Genomic DNA, 18,474 nt, shown 5'->3' with positions numbered 1-18,474 from the left:
GTCATAAAATAGACATCGGCATCAGGCAGCAAAGCAGAGATCTGACTCTTGTCAGTGGGCTTAGGCTTACAAAGACGATGCAATATACGCACAACAGCTTACGGCAGCAGCCTGAAAAAGATGGTCAGTGTAGACTGACTAAAGATGAGAGGCGCGAAGAATAGTCATCCTGAGGACTGTAAACGCGCAATCGTAAATCAATTAGATGTTCAGGCGATGAACGGAAATAAGTGCGTGGCGCATTATAGCGCCAATCATTTAGAAAAGCTATACAATATTACACTTTATTTAGAAGCTGCGAATAAGCGCACAGTTGCCTGATTAGAGGATTTCTGGCTAGGGCTGTGTACCAATACTGGTTGGCGGCAAACGATCAGGCAATGTTTTGAGCTGATTAAGCATATTGTTTAGATTAGGACGTGGCTCGGCTGGCGCACTAGGATTGTCCAGCGGCTGGGTTAATAAAGGCTGCTTAATGACCCGATTACGTAGCGGGTTGGTGGTTTCATTCTTCAAGAATTCATTATAAGAGCGATCGGTCTGATTGGCATAACGCTCATATTGCAACCGGGTACATTCTGCCTCACGCATGTCTTTAGGACAATCCAGCACATCTGCAACATTGGCCTGAGCTGGATTGGCTTCTGTTTCATGGCGCAAGGCACGGTCTGACAGTTCGGTGGCTGCATAGCCCAAAGAAGAAAATAAGGTACTACCCAGCAATAATCCCATACTAGACAGGTAAATTAATCGCGGCTTAATCATTTTTATGTCTCACCCGTTAAAGTTGATTTAAACCGAGTATAAAACAAGCAATGATTAAATTTACGCCGCTTATCATTTCACTGATAAATATAATAATTGTTTACATAAACCTGTAGTTGTATAAAAACCTGAACTTTAACTAGCGTTTTATCAGAACGCTAACCACACAGGTTAAACGATCCACATATAACTTCTTTAATACAGGAGTGCACCCGAGAGCAACCGGTCACGATAATTTTCTTCCGCTACAATTGCCGGGGTAGTTTGTCCACTGAGTAATGCTGACTGTCGCCCTGTAAATACGACTGGTTGGCGTTGCAGTTTATTGTCCTTATCCTGCTCAGCAGTTCGTTGTAAATAATTAATAGGCTGCCCATATTGATTGTTAGTCGCTACGTTTTCAGCAACCTGGCGTAGCTGATCTTCGGTCAGTAACTCACGTGCCATAGCAATTTGGCTGGCCATTAACATAAGCACACTCAGTAAAGCCGCTCTTATCATTAAACTAATATTCATCTGTAAATACCCCGATATTTTCTAAACTAATTAAACTTTCTCTTATGTTGGTTAATTAAAAAAGGCGCAACTGGGCGCCTTTTCCTGATATTGGTCACTAGATACTTCTAGCCACCAATTTTCTTGTACTTGGCACGCTTTGGTCCGGCATCGTTACCCAGCATTTTTTTGCGGTAGGCTTCATATTCACTATAGTTGCCATTAAACCACTGCGGGCCTTCATCTTCAAACGCCAGAATATGCGTGGCAATCCGGTCAAGGAACCAGCGATCATGCGAAACCACCAGCACGCTGCCCGGGAAAACCTGAATGGCTTCTTCCAGCGCACGCAGGGTTTCAACGTCCAGATCGTTGGATGGTTCATCAAGCAAAATGACGTTAGCGCCCTGACGCAGGGTCTTGGCCAGTTGCAGACGGTTACGCTCACCACCGGACAGCTCGCCAACGCGTTTTTGCTGATCCTGACCCTTAAAATTAAAGCGGCCAATGTAGGCACGTGACGGTGTGGAGTATTCACCAATGGTAATAATATCCAGCCCGTCAGATACTTCTTCCCAGACGGTTTTTTTAGGGTCGAGTGTGTCACGCATCTGGCCAACATAGGCCACCTTGACGCTTTCACCCACACTCACTGATCCAGTATCCGGCTTGTCTTCACCGGTAATCATGCGGAACAGGGTGGTTTTACCGGCACCATTGGGGCCAACAATACCTACAATACCAGTTGGTGGAACGCTAAAGCTTAAGCCTTCATACAGCAAACGGTCACCAAAGGACTTGCTGATATTTTCAACTTCAATCACCTTGTTACCCAGACGGGGGCCAGGCGGAATATAAATTTCAGCGGTTTCATTGCGCTGCTGGAATTCGCGCGAGTTCAGCTCTTCAAAGCGCTCAATACGTGCCTTGGATTTGGCCTGCTGGCCCTTGGCATTCTTGCGCACCCATTCCAGCTCGTGTTTCAGGGCTTTGGCAAAAGCTTCTTCCTGCTTTTGTTCCTGCTCTAAACGGGCAGTTTTCTGTTCCAGCCAGTTGGTATAGTTGCCCTGATACGGAATGCCATGACCACGGTCCAGTTCCAGAATCCACTCGGCCACATTATCGAGGAAGTAACGGTCGTGGGTAATGGCCACAATGGTGCCGGCAAAGTCTTTAAGGAAGCGTTCCAGCCACGATACGGACTCGGCATCCAAATGGTTGGTTGGTTCGTCTAGGAGCAGCATGTCGGGCTTGGACAGCAGCAAACGGCACAGTGCCACACGGCGGCGCTCACCACCGGACAGCTTGTTGACATCAGCATCCCAGGCTGGCAAACGCAAGGCATCAGCAGCTTGTTCCATCTGGTTATTCAGGTTGTGGGCATCCCAGGTCTGAATTATTGCTTCCAGCTTTTCCTGTTCTTTGGCCAATGCATCAAAGTCGGCATCTTCGGCGGCATATTCGGCAAACACCTCATCCAGACGTGCCAGTGCATCCAGCGGCTCGCGCAGGCCATCTTCAACATTGCCACGCACATCCTTGGCCGGGTCCAGATGCGGTTCCTGCTCCAGATAGCCAATCTTGATGCCGGGCTGGGCACGCGCTTCACCATTAAAATCCTTGTCAACACCCGCCATGATCTTCAGCAAGGTTGATTTACCGGCACCATTTAGACCCAGCACACCAATCTTGGCACCCGGAAAAAACGATAAAGAGATATCCTTGAGGATTTCGCGCTTGGGCGGAACCAGCTTGGATACCTTGTTCATGGTATAAATATATTGGGCCACGTAGGACTCCTAAATTACTTCTTTGCAGTGAAAATCACTTCACCACACTTAAATCGCTAGAATAAAAACGCTGAACAAAAAGCATTGGAACAAATTTGGCGCATAGTATAGCGGATTTCTGGCAAAACTCATGTAAAGCAACTGCGCAATGCCATAATTTTATTGGGAGCAAACTTTTACACTTCACCTTGGCAGCTTATAAAGTAACGTTTTAAAGTAGTTTATTTTTTATACGTATTAAAAATGTATGTAGTTTAGATAATAGAGTAAAGGCTCGATTATTTTTTGTACAATTTTTTAGAATAATTACTCTAGGATTAATAATTAAATTATATTTATATCAATTACTTAATTATATAAAGGTTAAATTTTAATCCGACGAAAGGTGTATATTTTTTTTGAAATTTTTATAACTATATATTTAGGCAAAACTACATAAATGCCTGGAATTTTTTATATTGCTTTTTTTGAAAGAGACTTAAATATGGCCAGCCAGATTCAAAAGATGTTACCCAAAGTGGTTAAGGATAAAGTTGCCTTGATTACTGGTGCTTCCAGTGGTATCGGTTTAACTGTTGCCAAGCAATTGGCAGGTGCAGGTGCCCACGTGTTGCTGGTAGCGCGTACCCGTGAAAAACTGGAAGAAGTGAAACAGGAAATTGAACAGGCTGGCGGTAAGGCATCCGTATTTCCTTGTGACCTCAATGACATGACGTCAATTGATGAATGTGCCCAGAAAATTCTGGCTGAAGTCGGTCATATTGACATTCTGGTGAATAATGCCGGGCGCTCGATCCGCCGTGCCGTGGAAGAATCCGTTGAGCGCTTCCATGATTTTGAACGCACCATGCAGCTGAATTACTTTGGTGCCGTGCGCCTGATTTTGAGCGTGCTGCCTCACATGATTAACCGCAAAAACGGTCATATTATTAATATCAGCTCCATTGGTGTGCTGGCCAATGCCACCCGTTTTTCTGCTTATGTGGCGTCCAAGGCGGCACTGGATGCCTTTAGCCGCTGCCTGTCTGCCGAAGTGCATGCCCATAACATTCAGTTAACCTCTATTTATATGCCATTGGTGCGCACGCCAATGATTGCGCCTACCAAAATGTATAAATATGTGCCTACCCTGTCGCCTGAACAAGCGGCAGATATGGTGGCAAAGGCCATTATCAAGAAGCCAAAGAGCATTGCCACCAAAGTGGGTACCTTTGCTGCGGTCAGCTATGCGCTGGTGCCCAAGTTCAATGACTTTGTGATGTCAGTCGGTTATCAGTTGTTCCCAAGCTCTACAGCAGCCGTTGGCGACAGTAAGAGCAAAAAAGCAGGCAAGCTGAATCTGGCGCAACGTGCCTTCGCCCGTCTGGTTCCAGGTGAACACTGGTAAGTTAACCAATTAGTAAAAAAACAGTTTTAAGGCATTTAATCTGGTTTTTTACTATTATTGACTAGATCAAACATGAAAGCTGTATGGTGTTCATTTGCCATACAGCTTTTTTATTTTCATAAAAACATTAAATAACAGTAAATTGATAAGCTAAATTCTTAAAAAATAAATGCGAGTTGTATATGAATTATTATTCGCATTATGATAAAACCCATCCTTTTCTTATCGTGGCCTTCCCGATGAACACGCTCGAATCACGCCCAGTGCCCAAGCGGGCAAAAAGCTTTCAGCACACTCGCCGCTTTTTACCCGTGCTGGCATTGCTGGAAAAATTACTGCAACAGCCCATTATGATGACTGAACAGCAGTATCAGCAGTTAATTGATGGCTTGTGGCAGGGCGATGCGTTGATGGATGCCCTGGTGGACTGGCTGTTTGAGGACAATACCCGACAGCGCAAGCAGTTGTTTGAACAAGCGCTGCATGAAGGCACTGCATCAATTAAGAATTGCCCTGACCTTCTGCAACAATTTTTTGCCCATGTGGAAACCCAACCCGACTGGCTGGATCAGGCACAGTTGCAGCAGGCCGTTGCGTTTATGCATTCTGTTGGCCTGAATGCCAATTATGTGTTGCGCGATCTGGCCCTGATGGGTGGCTATTTACTGGCAGGCTTTAATCAGGCATTGGTGATGACTGGCGCATTAAACAAGGGAGCATCCCAGCGGCTGGCTGAAACCAGTAAATGGTGGATGGATTGCACTGCTCCTCAAGGCTTGGAACGGTTTTCCGCCGGCTTTAAATCCACAATCCATGTCCGGCTGATTCATGCACTGGTACGCCGTAACCTGCACCGCAAGCCGGAGTGGAATGCAGAGCACTGGGGTTTGCCCATTTGCCAGATCGACATGGCAGCAACCAATCTGGCCTTTTGTAGCCTGTTCCTGCTGGGCTTGCGTGGTCTGGGCATTGTGCCAACCCGACAGGAATCACAAGCTGTCATGCATTTCTGGAAATATCTGGGCTGGCTGATGGGGGTCGATCCACGCTGGCTGGTAGATTGCGAACGGGATGGCCATATCCTGCTTTATCAGAGCTTATTCACTCAAGCTGCACCGGATTGGACCAGTCAGGCCCTGGGGTCAGCCTTGTCGCAAGAGCCGTTGGAAAAGGAATTTAAACGCTGGCAAACCCTGCAAAGGCATTATGACTATCATAAGCACCTAAGCATTTCCCGCCTGTTCCTAAGTGCACAAAAAATGCAGCAACTGGGCTTGCCCAAATATGTGCTGCCCTGGTTTCCGGCATTCTTGATTCCACAAAATCTTATGAGTTACCGCATTCAACGCCGGCTTCCTGTGCTTAAAACCTGGCAGCAACGGCGCGGACGGCAGGCCCAGTTAAATTATATGGCCACGTTTGGTAAAAAGGGCCATAAGGTCATTCAACCTGAAAAAAACCATCCGGCCTATATTGCCAGCTAAGGCTTATTTTTTATATCAAACAGGGAATGCTAAACCATGAAACCACTGGACAACACCACGATATTTATTACCGGAGGCAGCCGTGGCATTGGCCGGGCTGTGGCATTACGGTGTGCACAGGCTGGTGCCAATATTGTAATTGCTGCCAAATCTGCCGAACCGCACCCAAAGTTGGGCGGCTCAATTTATACTGTTGCTGAAGAAATTCGTCAGCTTGGCGCGCAGGTTTTGCCATTACAGGTTGATGTACGCGATGCACTACAGCTTACTCAAGCCATTGATCAGGCGGCTGAACATTTTGGCGGGCTTGATGTGCTGATTAACAATGCCGGGGCGATTCATCTGGGCAATATCCAACACACTGATCTTAAAAAATATGACCTGATTCAATCGATTAATCACCGCGCAACCTTTATTGCCGCTAAAGCAGCCATCCCCTATCTGAAACAATCAGGGCAAGCTCATATCATCAGTTTTGCTCCGCCCATTAACTTGTCAGCACACTGGCTGGGCCTGTATGGGCCATATGCGCTGTCAAAATACGGCATGACCCTGCTCACCCTGGGGCTGGCTGAAGAATTAAAGGCAGATGGAATTTGTTGCAATACCTTATGGCCAGCTACCCTGATTAATACCGCAGCAGTAAGCGAGAATATTGGACATGAGGCAGCACAACACATGAGTCGCAAGCCGGACATCATGGCTGATGCCGTCTATAGCCTGATTACCGGTGCCTGTGGTCACATGACTGGCCAAAGCCTGCTGGATGAACAAGCCCTTAAACTGGCAGGTATTACCAATCTGGCCGATTATGCCTGTTCGCCAGAACATACAGATAGACTGGCCAAAGACCTGTTTGTCGATTAATGACTATTCTGCGCAAGCAATTAAAGCGAAAAAAGCCAGACACCCTGACATAACGTCGACAAGGTATCCGGCTTTTCATCAGACTATTTAGCCTTGAATCAAGCTATCGGGTTTTTTAGCTTAACCCGATTTTTTTACACCGGCCTGTAGCAACAAGGCACCCAGTCCACCAATTTTTGGCTCACTGGGCTTGGCAGCCTTGTCATGCGGTTTGCCTGATGGTCTATCCTGACGCTTCGGCGTATGCTCACCGGATTTTCTGGTTGCAGGTTTGGCTTGCTTGCGTTGCTCATTGTTGAATGAACGCGGCGCACGTTCCGGCTTTTCTTCCGGATTCAAGCGCAGGCTCAGGCTAATGCGCTTGCGTTCAGCATCCACGCTCATTACCCGCACCTGAACAATCTGGCCGGGTTTGACAATTTTGTGCGGGTCATTCACGAACTGGCTGGAGAGCTCAGACACATGAATCAAGCCATCCTGATGCACGCCAATATCAACAAATGCACCAAAATTGGTAACATTGGTGACCACGCCTTCCAGTACCAGGGTGCTATTGGCCAGATTGTCGTTTAAGTCCTGCATGCTTTGAATATCCGCACGGAATTTGGGCATACGGAACTCAGGACGAGGATCACGTCCCGGTCTAGACAATTCATTCAACACATCCTGCACCGTGGGCAAACCGTATTGCTCATCCACAAATTCTTCGGCGTTAATACCGGACAATACATCCGCCTTGCCCAGCACCTGCTCCAGACTCTTGCCCAATTTGGCCAGAATTTTTTCAACCAGTGGGTAACTTTCCGGATGCACCGCTGAACGATCCAGCAGCGCTTCGCCATCCTGAATACGTAAAAAGCCTGCTGCCTGTTCAAAGGTACGATCACCCAGGCGTGGTACTTTTTTCAATTGCTGGCGATTGTTAAATACGCCATGTTCACGGCGATAATCCGCAATTTGCTGGGCAATGTTTTTATTTAAACCGGCAATGCGCGACAGCAAGGCAGGCGATGCGGTATTCACATCAACACCCACCGCATTCACACAGTCTTCCACCACTGCATCCAGTGTGCGCGCCAGTCCAGTCTGGTTCACATCATGCTGATACTGGCCAACACCAATGGATTTAGGATCAATTTTCACCAGCTCGGCCAGTGGGTCCTGCAAACGGCGCGCAATGGATACCGCACCACGAATACTGACATCCAGTTCAGGCAACTCCTGCGCTGCCAGTTCACTGGCTGAATAAACCGATGCCCCTGCTTCACTCACGGTGACGCGGGTCAGGTTTAATTCAGGATGCTTTTTAGCAAGCTCACCCAGCAGGTTTTCGGTTTCACGGCTGGCCGTGCCATTGCCAATCGCCACCAGATCCACCTGATGCTCACGGCACAGGCGTTCAAGCTCGGCCAGCGCGCCTTCGGTGTCATTTTTCGGGGCAAATGGATAAATGGTGCTATGTGCTAGTACATCACCGGCACTATTGACGACTGCCAGCTTAACACCGGTACGGATGCCTGGATCAACCCCCAGCGTGCAACGGCCACCAGCGGGCGCGGCCAGCAACAAATGCCGCAGGTTTTCTGCAAACACTTTCATCGCATCGGCTTCGGCAGCCAGACGCTTTTCTGTCAGCAGTGAATGTTCAAAATGCGGGCGCAACTTGCCCAGCCAAAGCAATTCGCCACTTTGTTTTAAAAATTGCTGGCGTGATTCCGGCTGCATCTCATTGAGTTGCAAATCAGCAAAAATTTCGGCCAAACGTGGGGCATCTTCACCGTCCACTTTTAGGGTCAACACATTTTCCTGACGACCACGCAGCATGGCGAGCAAACGGTGATTGGCCACTTTGGCGAGACTTTCGCTGGACTCAAAATAATCACGGAATTTCTTGCCGACTTCGCGCTTTTCTTCACCAGCCAGACGGCTGACCAGTTGGGCAGTTGCTGCAAAGCCCTGCTTGAGCGGTTCGGTGAGTTCCAGCCGGGTTGCCCACAAGTCCACCAGAATATGCTGAATGGCTTCCAGCTGGCTGGCTACATCAGGATAGCGCTCTTCAGTGCCACTTGCAGGAACAAAACCAGCCAGTGCCGCTTCAGGGTCAATGTCTTCCTGCCAGATTTTTAGCGCATAGGGCTCAAGGCCAGCTTCGCGGGCAAGCGCTGCCTTACTGGTACGCTTGGGACGATACGGCAGGTACAGGTCTTCCAGCGCAGTTTTGCTATCCGCAGCATTCAGGCGGGCCAACAGAGTATCGCTGAGCTTGTCCTGACTGCGGATCGAATCAATAATTTTCTGGCGGCGTTCATTTAGGTCGCGTAAATAAATTAAACGTGCTTCCAGCTGACGTAACTGGGTATCGTCCAGTCCTTCAGTCACTTCCTTGCGATAACGTGCAATGAAGGGAACACTGGCACCCTCGTCCAGCAAGCGAATGGTCGCTTCAATTTGGGCAGGACGAACCGCAAGCTCGCTTGCCAGTTGTTGAACCAGCTCAGTCATACATCGTTTCCACGACAAAAATGAAAGTGGCGATTATACGTCCTGTACTCTTGAATTGAATATGCTTTATTAAATTTTATTCATGAACTGCCAAGGCTGTTTTAATGTCATAAAAAAGCACTATTTTGGATTTAGTTGCTTGAAATCTGGCCTTTTTTTAACGGGTTTGCTGCAAAGCCCGGAATTATGATGATTTTAGTAGATTAACCTGTATATATTTGGTATCTATTGCCTGAATCTATTTGTATTTTTACTCATCTTGCCCTAAATGTAAGCAATTACTCAGTATTTAACAGCATTTATAAAATTACCGGATCTGGGCTACAGATCCACAAAGGAGTCAAACATGAGTCTCGTTGTGCCTGCAGAAGAGCAACTCCTACGCCCTGAAGCAGACCGGGTTGAACGAATTCTGGTCGTTGATGATGATGTCCGCTTGCGTACCCTGCTACAGCGTTTTCTGGAAGACAAGGGCTTTGTGGTCAAAACGGCACACGACGGCACGCAGATGGATCGTCTGTTGCAACGTGAATTATTTTCCCTGATTGTGCTGGACTTCATGTTGCCAGTCGAAGATGGCATCAGCATTTGCCGACGCCTGCGCAATACCAATATCGACACACCGATTATCATGCTGACTGCCCGTGGCAGTGACAGTGACCGTATTGCAGGCCTTGAAGCCGGTGCTGATGATTACCTGCCCAAACCCTTTAACCCCAATGAATTACTAGCACGCATCCGTGCAGTGCTACGCCGTCAGGTGCGTGAAATTCCCGGCGCGCCCAGCCAGCAGGTTGAAGTGGTGAGCTTTGGCCCGTGGGCACTGGACTTGTCTACCCGCACGCTCACGCGCGAAGGTCAGGTCGTCACATTAACCACGGGTGAATTTGCGGTATTGAAAGCACTGGTACAGCATCCGCGTGAACCCTTGACCCGTGACAAACTCATGAATCTGGCGCGTGGTCGTGAATGGGGCGCCATGGAGCGCTCTATTGATGTTCAGGTATCACGCCTGCGTCGCCTGATTGAAGAAAATCCGGCGCGTGCCCGTTATATCCAGACTGTCTGGGGTGTAGGCTACGTGTTTGTGCCGGATGGTGCAGAATAAGCCAGACGCATCACCTGTTTTAGCCGGAGTATTAAAAGTCCGGGCAATACTCCGGATTGAATCCTAATGCTTCAATCCGGAAATTTATAAAAAGGATGGCAAATCTTGCCACAATACGCTCAGAAAACTACTAACCAGCGTCATCAAAATAGCGAAAAAACGGCATTTGAGCTGGAAGCGCCTTATCAGCCTCGCCCGCGCACCCGCTGGGAACTATTTCTGGATAAAATCAAGCCACGCTCCACCGCCATGCGAACCACGGTACTGGTGTCTGGTGTGGTATTTTTTAGTTTGTTCATGTCGCTGGCCTTTTTCTGGCGCACCTTATACCTGCCCGAAATCCGCCAGCATGCGCGCTATCTGGCCATTGAGCTGGACCTGCTGGAACAAACCGAACTGCAAGTGAATGAAGATCCGTTTGCCTTTGACCTGCATGACTGGCTGGAACAGCGGGTAGGTGTGCAAATCATCCGCGAACCCAGTGAATTTCCCACGCCACGCGAAAAACTGATTGCCGAGTTTTTTACCGGACGGCTGGAAAAGGAACTGTCACGGGAACTTAATGAACCTGTGACCGTATATTTTGAATTTAAGCCTTCGCCACAAATCTGGATTTATTATCCATCGCTGGGCAAGGCTTGGGTACGCGAACCGCTGGATTTTTATGCCGAATATAGTGCCGAGCTGATTCTGGGCTGGCTGCTAGGTATTCCGCTTGTTAGCTCAATTATTATTTTGACCCTGGTACGCCAGCTTAACCGCCCGTTACGCCGCCTGCAAAATGCCGCCCGCGATTTTACCCAGACCGGCAAGGCACCTTATCTGGAAACCAATCACGGCCCCATTGAAATCCGACAGGTGAATTCGGCCTTTAACCATATGATTAGTACCTTGCAACAGGCCGCACAGGAACGCACCATCATGCTGGCCGGGATTTCACACGACTTGCGCACCCCACTCACCCGTATTCGCCTGACTGCCGAGCTGTTGCCGGATGAAGACTTGCAGCAAGGGTTAATTTATGACGTCGATGATATGGATGCCATCCTGAGCCAGTTTATTTCTTATATGCGCGATGGCTCGGATGAAAAAGAACAGATTACCGATATTAATGCCCTGATGCAGGAAATTATTGTTCAGTTCAAGCCACTGAAAATTATTTATCAACCGCAGCTATTGCCACAAATTTGCCTGCGCAGCCTGTCGATTAAACGCATGATTGGCAATCTGGTCAATAATGCCAAGCGCTATGGTGCAGAACCTGTTTACCTGTCTGCCAGCCTGTTAGGGGCTTATATCATCATTACTGTGCGTGATAGCGGTAGCGGCGTGGATGAAGACGATATCGAATCCCTCATGCAGCCATTTGTGCGCGGTGAAAGTGCCCGAACCACACAAGGCAGTGGTTTAGGACTGGCGATTGTCAAGCGGATTGCCGAGCTGCATGGCGGTTATGTCAATGCGCGCAATCATCCTGATGGTGGCCTTGAAGTCAGCGTAGGATTGCCTTTGGTGCGCAAGCAGCCGGTTGATCCCAAGGCTGAGGTCAGCACATTGCACAAAATTAAAAAACGCTTAACCGGTGAAGATTAAAGCCTTATAAAAAATCCAATTATTGGTTTATTTGCAATGCATAACAAAAAACCCCTAAAGCCTGTAGCTTTAGGGGTTTTCTACCTGCATGTGAGTGCAGGTCTTACGCATATGGTGGCGTGAGGCGGGATCGAACCGCCGACACACGGATTTTCAATCCGTTGCTCTACCGACTGAGCTATCGCGCCGATGGGTGTGAATTAAATAGAAATAGGCGGGTCAAGTCAAGTGCTATTCCTTAAAAAGCATTCTTATGCCTCTTTTTTAAACAGAACGCCGCTTTACAGATTAAATCTTGCCCAGATGCGACAGGCAGCGGTGAATTGCGCCACAGCCCGGCTTAAAGTGCTTGACGCCTTTTTGTTCCTCGGTATCGCACACGCCTTCAATCAGGCGCTCGGCCACGCCACGGCCACGGTTGGACGGATGCACCACCACATAATGCACCAGACGGGTATCATCCTGCCCACTCACCCACACGGCACCAATAATTTTCTGGTTAAACTCAGCCGTATAAATCAGGCTGCCCTGCTGCATGGCTGTTTCCAGCTGTTGTACGGCATCATCGCCATCACCAAATTCAGGGCTGGTTTCATAAAGCCGGCTAAGCTGTGAGCGCAGGTTTTCATCATTAAGCTCAGAATATGCGTGAACGGTAATTGGCATAGCAGCCTCCCACTGGTCTTTTTGAATGAATTAACTCTAGCAAAGGCTTCACCCTACCGCCAGAGAATACGTTATAATTAATGTTTTTCAGGAGCTTTGTCGATGGCAGAACGTGTCAGTGAAGTGGTGCGCAATACCAGTGAAACGCAAATCCGCGCACGCGTCAATCTGGACGGTACTGGTGCAGGGGTGCTCAATACCGGTGTGCCTTTTCTAGACCACATGATTGACCAAATCAAACGCCACGGCTTGTTCGACATTGATATTGAGTGCAAGGGCGATCTTGAAATCGATGATCACCACACGGTAGAAGACTGCGGTATTACGCTGGGTCAGGCCTTTGCCAAGGCGCTGGGTGATAAAAAAGGCATTCGCCGTTACGGGCATTTTTATGCACCGCTGGATGAAGCACTGTCGCGTGTGGTGGTCGATATTTCTGGGCGGCCCGGTTTGTTTATGGATATTCCATTTACCCGCGCACGCATTGGCACTTTTGATGTTGACCTGTTTTCTGAATTTTTTCAGGGCTTTGTCAACCATGCCCTGATGACCCTGCATCTGGATAATTTGAAAGGTAAAAACAGTCACCACCAGATTGAAAGTATATTTAAGGCCTTTGCCCGTGCGCTGCGCATGGCCTGCGAGCTGGACCCGCGTGCAGCAGGCACGATTGCATCGACCAAAGGTAGCCTGTAAATGAGCCAAGCCAGAACACGTATTGCCTTGCTGGATTATGGCATGGGCAACCTGCACTCGGCGGCCAAGGCACTGGAGTTTGTGGGTGCTACGGTTGATGTGACCAATGACCCCAAGGTGATTGCACGCGCTGACAAGATCATGTTTCCCGGTGTGGGTGCCATGCGCGACTGTATGGCAGGCATGCAGGCAGTGCACGTGGATGAAGCGGTAAAACAGGCCGTGTTTAATAAGCCAGTACTGGCCATTTGTGTGGGCATGCAGGCCCTGATGCAACATTCACAGGAAAATGGCGGTGTGAACTGTCTGGGTATTTTTGAGGGTGAGGTGCTGCGCTTCCCCGATCAGGCTGGCCTAAAAGTACCGCACATGGGCTGGAATCAGGTACATCAGCATGATCCTGCTCACCCCATGTGGCGTGATATTGCGCAAGACAGCCGGTTTTATTTTGTACACAGCTTTTATGTGCAACCTAAAAATCCTGAAATTGCAGCCGCAACCTGTGATTATGGCCAGCCATTTACCTGCGCCTTAAGCCAAGACAATTTGTTTGCAGTACAGTTTCATCCGGAAAAAAGCCACACGGTTGGATTACAACTGCTGAAGAACTTTGTGGAGTGGAATATCTAGTTGTTCTTTTTTATCGCTATATTTTTAAATCAAAATAGCGTGTTTGCCTGATAAAACCATATAAATTTTTAGTCTGGTTTATTCGACTGTTTTCTTGAGCTATTCATGTAGTTTTAACAAGATTAGAGTATGTTAGCTAAGCTTGTTGAAACCATCACCTTGCAATAAATTTATTTAAAAAAATGAGGAAATATATGTCCAATAATATTCATCTAACTGATTTATCCATACCCAGAACTGACAGTGTATTTAATGCAAATGGTCGTTTTGGGCGTTTATCATTTTTTGCATGGTTATTCATAATTACCATTATTTTTTATGTCGTTTTTGGAATAACCGCAGCCATATTTACGCCAAGTGAGCCTATGCAATCTACAGCAGGTTTACTCGGTGGCTTCCCAGCAACTGCTATTATTATATTTGTTATTCTTTATATTGCGCTGCTTTACTTGAATATCATATTTACCATTCGCCGCTTGCACGATATGAATAAGACTGGATGGCTTTCCTTGCTCCTTATTATTCCATTAATCAACTTATTTTTTATGCTTTACCTCTCAATTGGCAAAGGCACATTGGGTGCCAACAATTATGGCTTACCACGTATTACTCAAGGATGGGAAAAAGTGCTGGGCTGGATCTACATTATTCTTGTGCCCATTACCTTGCTGGGTATTATGGCAGCTATTGCGATTCCAGCTTACCAGAGCTACGTAGAACGTGCTAAGACAGCTCAGGAATCTGGTTACTCGCAACCTATGGAGAATGCTTCATACGCCCCACCGGTTTCATCATCAGCCAGCAGTACGACCCAGTGACAAACTAATGGTTTGCATTGTGTTTTAGTTTATGCAGAAGTCATAAACCCTGCGCTATAGAAAGCTGCACTATTGCTATTGAGTGCAGCTTTTTGCTTTAACGGCGTTGATTAAAAACTGGATTACATAGAATCAATCATCGAAGCTATATTATTTTTTTGCTATGATTGCCCGCTACTCTTGGTGCTAAAGGTTTGCTAAAGCCATGTTGATTATTCCAGCAATTGATTTAAAAGACGGCAAGTGCGTGCGTCTAAAACAGGGCCGCATGGAAGATGATACGGTATTTTCAGATGATCCTGTGGCTACCGCAACGCACTGGGTGAATGAAGGCGCACGCCGCCTGCATCTGGTGGACCTGAATGGCGCATTTGCTGGTACGCCAATCCATAAAAATGTGGTGGAAGCCATTGCCGACGCACACCCTGAACTGCCCATTCAAATTGGTGGTGGCATTCGTTCGATGGACACCATTCGCCATTATCTGGAAGCGGGCGTTTCCTTTGTAATTATTGGCACCAAGGCGGCCAAAGAGCCTGAGTTTGTGGAACAGGCCTGCAAGGAATTTGCCGGGCATATTATTGTGGGTATTGATGCCAAAGACGGCATGGTGGCCACCGATGGCTGGGCCAATGTGCTGGACATCAAGGCAACTGATCTGGCCAAGCGCTTTGCCGATGCCGGTGTGTCCAGTATTGTGTATACCGATATTGCGCGTGATGGCATGATGCAGGGCGTTAACGTAGAGCAAACCGTGCAACTGGCAGATTACTGTGGCTTGCCGATTATTGCTTCTGGTGGTGTGACCAACCTTGAAGATATTCGCCTGCTGAAAGGCCAAAAAGGAATTCTGGGTGCCATTACTGGCCGAGCCATTTATGAAGGCAGCCTGAACCTGCGTGATGCGCAATTGCTGCTGGATGAAGAGCACGTTTAACCATTAAAAAGCATGCGGCTGGCAATTTTTAGTTGTCAGTGTATTGAAACCTACAGGCAGTCTTAAGGGCTGCCTATGCTATTGATTGAATTACATTAATTTTCTAATTAATAGTTATTAAGATAAAAACAATGATCTGTAACCTGACAATTTTTGTAATATTCATTATTGCTATTCTATTACTTAATATCTGGAGTAAATTTATTCCACCTTCAGCACCAAGCCCTCAATCAGATTGCTGTACTGTCAGTGATGAAGTACTTCGAAACTATGTTTTAAAATCGTCAGTGCTAAAAACAAAATCCATTGATCAGCTTATTCAAGATATTGGCCCGTTCCAGAACATGGGCGATTTTGATTTTGGTAGAGCTGTTTATGCGTGGCATGGCCAGACTTTACAGATTCAGGTCTGGACAAAATCCAATAGTGTAGAAGAAATAATCATTAAAGAAATAACATAATTTTAGAGATTAAATTTAGCCCGTAACATCCATTAGCATAAAACCAACTTATCCTATCGCGCTTTTAAACTGGCCTTTGTTTTAAGGTAGAGCGCATGCAATATCCAAAACAACAGGAGCATGCTATGGCCGACGCTCAGGCAATGACCACTACAAATACCCTGCCGCACGCCACTTTACTGGAAAGCATTAATGTTTTTGCTCAGGTACTGGGGCCAACCTGGGCCAAAGGGGTGATTATTCGACGGCCTGCCATGGTTGGCATTGCAGAAAGTCTGGGTCTTGATAAACATGCGGTACGCTATATGCAAAAGCTGCGCAACAAGTATGGCAATGATCCGCTATTACTGCGCCTGCCCAAAGGCATTAACTATGCATTGGTATTTATGCCGGAACATGTGCATCGCGTGTTGCAGGAAACCCATCAGCCCTTTGCGACTGATAGCCGAGAAAAACATGCCGCACTGGCGCATTTTCAGCCGGATGGGGTACTGATTTCGCAAGATCCTGAGCGTAGCAAGCGCCGGCATTTTAATGAAGCCGTACTGGATACTGCATTGCCGGTACACCGGCTGGCAGATCATTTTATGAGGGTAGTTAATGAGGAAGCCAGTCAGTTACTGGATAGTCTGGGCTATAAACAGCAACTGGACTGGACACGTTTTGCCAGTTGCTGGTTCCGTATTGTACGCCGTGTGGTGTTTGGCAGCGCAGCGCGTGATGATGAGCACCTGACGCATCTGGTAAATAAACTGCGCGGCCATGCCAACTGGGCTTTTATGTATCCACGCAACAAGGCATTACAGCAAGAGCTGCACACCCGGATTAATCATTATATTCAACTGGCTGCACAATCAGGGTCAGCGCCAGAACCCAGCCTTGCTGCGCTAATCGCCAACATGCCACAGGATGCCGCCACCGCACCGGCGGATCAGGTAGCGCACTGGCTATTTGCCTTTGACCCCGCTGGGATGACGGTGTTCCGGGCACTGGCCTTGCTGGCCTCACATCCGCAGCAAGCTGCACAAGCACAGGCAGAGCTACAGGCCAATACCGGTTCGGCGCGGCAATACCTGCCTTATTTGCGTGCCTGTATTCTGGAAAACTTACGCCTCTGGCCAACTACACCGGTTATCTTGCGGCAAAGCATGAGCGATACAGTGTGGGAAAATGGCATTATGCCTGCAAAAACCGGCCTGATTATTTATACCCCGTTGCTGCACCGTGATGATGAATACCTGCCCTATGCCAATATCTTTGCACCTGAAGTGTGGCTGAATCAGCAAAACACGGCTATTGCCAAACAGTGGCCGCTGTTGCCGTTTAGTGAAGGGCCTGCCATATGCCCGGCGCGCAATCTGGTGTTACTGCTTACCAGCAACATGCTGGCCGAGTTACTGCAATCTTCTTCTCTGGAATTGCTGTCGTCACGGTTAAACCCCAAATTGCCGCTGCCCGGTACGCTTAGTCCCTATCGCCTGCGCTTCAAGGCAAGCTCATAGGCCAGAGCCTTAGTCATCAGACTTTAGCCAAGCCATAACAAAGCACCTTATTTCAGGGTGCCTTTGTTGGATTAAGGTCGTGTGATACGTCTTTGATATTTAAACTAAGGTTTTAAAATAATGCAAAAAACTGCTGAATTATTTGCAGTGTTAATAATCCGGTCAAAACCCAGTTAAGCGCTACAGTTGCCCAAAATACTTGCTGGAATTCGGTTTTGGCCGATTTATGCCGAAGTTTTTGTTGGGCCAGCAATGCACCGGGCCATCCGCCCAATAGTGCCAGCACATGCAGGTTTTTTTCAGGAATGCGGCGTCTGCCCTGCTGTGCAGCTTGTTTGTCCATAGCGTACAGCATATAGGTCAGGCAACTGAGCAGCACCGGAATTACCATAAACCACAATGGCAATTGCCGGGTTAATCCTAAGGCCACAATAAATGCCAGATACAGCGTAATCAGCCAGCCGCGCCACTGTCGCGGATATTGCCGATATGGCAACAAGGACTTTGACAAGAAAGTGTCAGCTATTTTGTCAGTTGATTTTGCCTTGTTTTGACGACGCACATAACTCACCCGCTGGGCATTGAGGCGGCCCTTACTATCCTGTATCACTTCATATTCCAGCACTGCACCTGCCAGTGGACGCGGCCCACGCTGTGAAAATGACTTGATATGCAGGAAAATTCTATTTTCACCCTGACCCGGATTCAAAGGCTGAATAAAGCCATAGCCTTTGTCATCATGCCATTCAATAACTTGTCCCTGATAACGCATG

17 protein-coding genes and 1 tRNA gene are annotated in these 18,474 nt (G+C 47.7%); 11 read left to right on the top strand and 7 right to left on the bottom strand.

Features of this window, described 5'->3' with window-relative positions; all coding sequences use genetic code 11:
- Positions 1–336: 336 nt before the first annotated feature.
- From Q337_RS0115175 to ettA, 3 genes are all read right to left on the bottom strand, one after another.
- Entirely contained in the window at positions 337–765 is a 429-nt protein-coding gene (locus tag Q337_RS0115175) for a hypothetical protein (protein WP_156935828.1), read from the bottom strand.
- Positions 766–960: 195 nt separating this feature from the next.
- The gene (locus Q337_RS0115170; protein ID WP_156935827.1) at positions 961–1,236 is read right to left on the bottom strand and encodes a hypothetical protein; all 276 of its coding nucleotides are present in this window, start codon (positions 1,234–1,236) and stop codon (positions 961–963) included.
- 152 nt (positions 1,237–1,388) lie between these two features.
- Positions 1,389–3,050 carry an energy-dependent translational throttle protein EttA gene (gene ettA / locus Q337_RS0115165; RefSeq protein WP_026472307.1) on the bottom strand — a complete coding sequence of 554 codons (1,662 nt, stop codon included), beginning with the start codon at positions 3,048–3,050 and terminating at the stop codon, positions 1,389–1,391.
- Positions 3,051–3,534: 484 nt separating this feature from the next.
- Between ettA and Q337_RS0115160 the strand changes: the two genes are divergently transcribed.
- From Q337_RS0115160 to Q337_RS0115150, 3 genes are all read left to right on the top strand, one after another.
- Positions 3,535–4,437 (top strand): SDR family NAD(P)-dependent oxidoreductase, encoded by a 903-nt coding sequence (locus tag Q337_RS0115160; RefSeq protein ID WP_026472306.1) that lies wholly within the window; start codon positions 3,535–3,537, stop codon positions 4,435–4,437.
- 182 nt (positions 4,438–4,619) lie between these two features.
- Complete coding sequence (locus tag Q337_RS0115155; protein ID WP_211253622.1) at positions 4,620–5,921, top strand: oxygenase MpaB family protein; 1,302 nt, start codon at positions 4,620–4,622, stop codon at positions 5,919–5,921.
- Positions 5,922–5,957: 36 nt separating this feature from the next.
- Complete coding sequence (locus Q337_RS0115150) at positions 5,958–6,788, top strand: SDR family oxidoreductase (protein WP_026472304.1); 831 nt, start codon at positions 5,958–5,960, stop codon at positions 6,786–6,788.
- A gap of 120 nt (positions 6,789–6,908) precedes the next feature.
- Here the strand turns inward: Q337_RS0115150 and Q337_RS0115145 are convergent, their stop codons facing one another.
- The gene (locus Q337_RS0115145; protein WP_026472303.1) at positions 6,909–9,290 is read right to left on the bottom strand and encodes a Tex family protein; all 2,382 of its coding nucleotides are present in this window, start codon (positions 9,288–9,290) and stop codon (positions 6,909–6,911) included.
- Positions 9,291–9,636: 346 nt separating this feature from the next.
- Here Q337_RS0115145 and ompR point away from each other — a divergent pair, with 346 nt between their 5' ends.
- A complete protein-coding gene (gene ompR / locus Q337_RS0115140) occupies positions 9,637–10,398 on the top strand; it encodes an osmolarity response regulator transcription factor OmpR (RefSeq protein ID WP_026472302.1) in 762 nt (253 codons plus the stop codon).
- A gap of 171 nt (positions 10,399–10,569) precedes the next feature.
- On the top strand, positions 10,570–11,991 hold the full coding sequence (locus Q337_RS18045; RefSeq protein WP_051526968.1) for an ATP-binding protein: 1,422 nt from the start codon (positions 10,570–10,572) through the stop codon (positions 11,989–11,991).
- A gap of 112 nt (positions 11,992–12,103) precedes the next feature.
- Here the strand turns inward: Q337_RS18045 and Q337_RS0115130 are convergent.
- Positions 12,104–12,179: transfer RNA gene (locus tag Q337_RS0115130), tRNA-Phe, on the bottom strand.
- Positions 12,180–12,279: 100 nt separating this feature from the next.
- Entirely contained in the window at positions 12,280–12,657 is a 378-nt protein-coding gene (locus Q337_RS0115125; RefSeq protein WP_026472301.1) for a GNAT family N-acetyltransferase, read from the bottom strand.
- Positions 12,658–12,759: 102 nt separating this feature from the next.
- Here Q337_RS0115125 and hisB point away from each other — a divergent pair, with 102 nt between their 5' ends.
- From hisB to Q337_RS0115095, 6 genes are all read left to right on the top strand, one after another.
- Complete coding sequence (hisB, locus tag Q337_RS0115120) at positions 12,760–13,353, top strand: imidazoleglycerol-phosphate dehydratase HisB (protein WP_026472300.1); 594 nt, start codon at positions 12,760–12,762, stop codon at positions 13,351–13,353.
- Positions 13,354–13,983: an imidazole glycerol phosphate synthase subunit HisH gene (hisH, locus tag Q337_RS0115115; RefSeq protein ID WP_026472299.1), complete on the top strand. Its 630-nt coding sequence runs from the start codon at positions 13,354–13,356 to the stop codon at positions 13,981–13,983.
- 194 nt (positions 13,984–14,177) lie between these two features.
- On the top strand, positions 14,178–14,801 hold the full coding sequence (locus tag Q337_RS18040; protein WP_084494890.1) for a DUF805 domain-containing protein: 624 nt from the start codon (positions 14,178–14,180) through the stop codon (positions 14,799–14,801).
- A gap of 205 nt (positions 14,802–15,006) precedes the next feature.
- A complete protein-coding gene (gene hisA, locus Q337_RS0115105) occupies positions 15,007–15,738 on the top strand; it encodes a 1-(5-phosphoribosyl)-5-[(5-phosphoribosylamino)methylideneamino]imidazole-4-carboxamide isomerase (RefSeq protein WP_026472298.1) in 732 nt (243 codons plus the stop codon).
- A 131-nt stretch (positions 15,739–15,869) separates the two neighbouring features.
- Positions 15,870–16,199, top strand: coding sequence for a hypothetical protein (locus Q337_RS0115100; RefSeq protein WP_026472297.1), 330 nt, complete (start codon positions 15,870–15,872; stop codon positions 16,197–16,199).
- A gap of 95 nt (positions 16,200–16,294) precedes the next feature.
- Entirely contained in the window at positions 16,295–17,701 is a 1,407-nt protein-coding gene (locus Q337_RS0115095) for a cytochrome P450 (protein ID WP_211253621.1), read from the top strand.
- A 112-nt stretch (positions 17,702–17,813) separates the two neighbouring features.
- On the opposite strand, the gene Q337_RS0115090 is transcribed toward Q337_RS0115095, so the two are convergent.
- Complete coding sequence (locus Q337_RS0115090) at positions 17,814–18,473, bottom strand: DUF1294 domain-containing protein (protein ID WP_026472295.1); 660 nt, start codon at positions 18,471–18,473, stop codon at positions 17,814–17,816.
- Between the last annotated feature and the right edge of the window lies 1 nt (position 18,474).

The sequence above is a fragment of the Alkanindiges illinoisensis DSM 15370 genome, from assembly GCF_000619845.1.
Classification (GTDB): Bacteria; Pseudomonadota; Gammaproteobacteria; order Pseudomonadales; family Moraxellaceae; genus Alkanindiges; species Alkanindiges illinoisensis.
The sequence above is the reverse complement of the archived record's forward strand: the minus strand, read 5'-3'. Positions and strand labels throughout refer to the sequence as shown.

What these genes read in the sequence shown, in the direction of transcription:
- Q337_RS0115175 (WP_156935828.1), bottom strand. Translation starts at nt 765, where the DNA reads ATGATTAAGCCGCGATTAATTTACCTGTCTAGTATGGGATTATTGCTG.
- Q337_RS0115170 (WP_156935827.1), bottom strand. Translation starts at nt 1,236, where the DNA reads ATGTTAATGGCCAGCCAAATTGCTATGGCACGTGAGTTACTGACCGAA.
- Q337_RS0115160 (WP_026472306.1), top strand. Translation starts at nt 3,535, where the DNA reads ATGGCCAGCCAGATTCAAAAGATGTTACCCAAAGTGGTTAAGGATAAA.
- Q337_RS0115155 (WP_211253622.1), top strand. Translation starts at nt 4,620, where the DNA reads ATGAATTATTATTCGCATTATGATAAAACCCATCCTTTTCTTATCGTG.
- Q337_RS0115150 (WP_026472304.1), top strand. Translation starts at nt 5,958, where the DNA reads ATGAAACCACTGGACAACACCACGATATTTATTACCGGAGGCAGCCGT.
- Q337_RS0115145 (WP_026472303.1), bottom strand. Translation starts at nt 9,290, where the DNA reads ATGACTGAGCTGGTTCAACAACTGGCAAGCGAGCTTGCGGTTCGTCCT.
- ompR (WP_026472302.1), top strand. Translation starts at nt 9,637, where the DNA reads ATGAGTCTCGTTGTGCCTGCAGAAGAGCAACTCCTACGCCCTGAAGCA.
- Q337_RS0115125 (WP_026472301.1), bottom strand. Translation starts at nt 12,657, where the DNA reads ATGCCAATTACCGTTCACGCATATTCTGAGCTTAATGATGAAAACCTG.
- hisB (WP_026472300.1), top strand. Translation starts at nt 12,760, where the DNA reads ATGGCAGAACGTGTCAGTGAAGTGGTGCGCAATACCAGTGAAACGCAA.
- hisH (WP_026472299.1), top strand. Translation starts at nt 13,354, where the DNA reads ATGAGCCAAGCCAGAACACGTATTGCCTTGCTGGATTATGGCATGGGC.
- Q337_RS18040 (WP_084494890.1), top strand. Translation starts at nt 14,178, where the DNA reads ATGTCCAATAATATTCATCTAACTGATTTATCCATACCCAGAACTGAC.
- hisA (WP_026472298.1), top strand. Translation starts at nt 15,007, where the DNA reads ATGTTGATTATTCCAGCAATTGATTTAAAAGACGGCAAGTGCGTGCGT.
- Q337_RS0115100 (WP_026472297.1), top strand. Translation starts at nt 15,870, where the DNA reads ATGATCTGTAACCTGACAATTTTTGTAATATTCATTATTGCTATTCTA.
- Q337_RS0115095 (WP_211253621.1), top strand. Translation starts at nt 16,295, where the DNA reads ATGCAATATCCAAAACAACAGGAGCATGCTATGGCCGACGCTCAGGCA.
- Q337_RS0115090 (WP_026472295.1), bottom strand. Translation starts at nt 18,473, where the DNA reads ATGCGTTATCAGGGACAAGTTATTGAATGGCATGATGACAAAGGCTAT.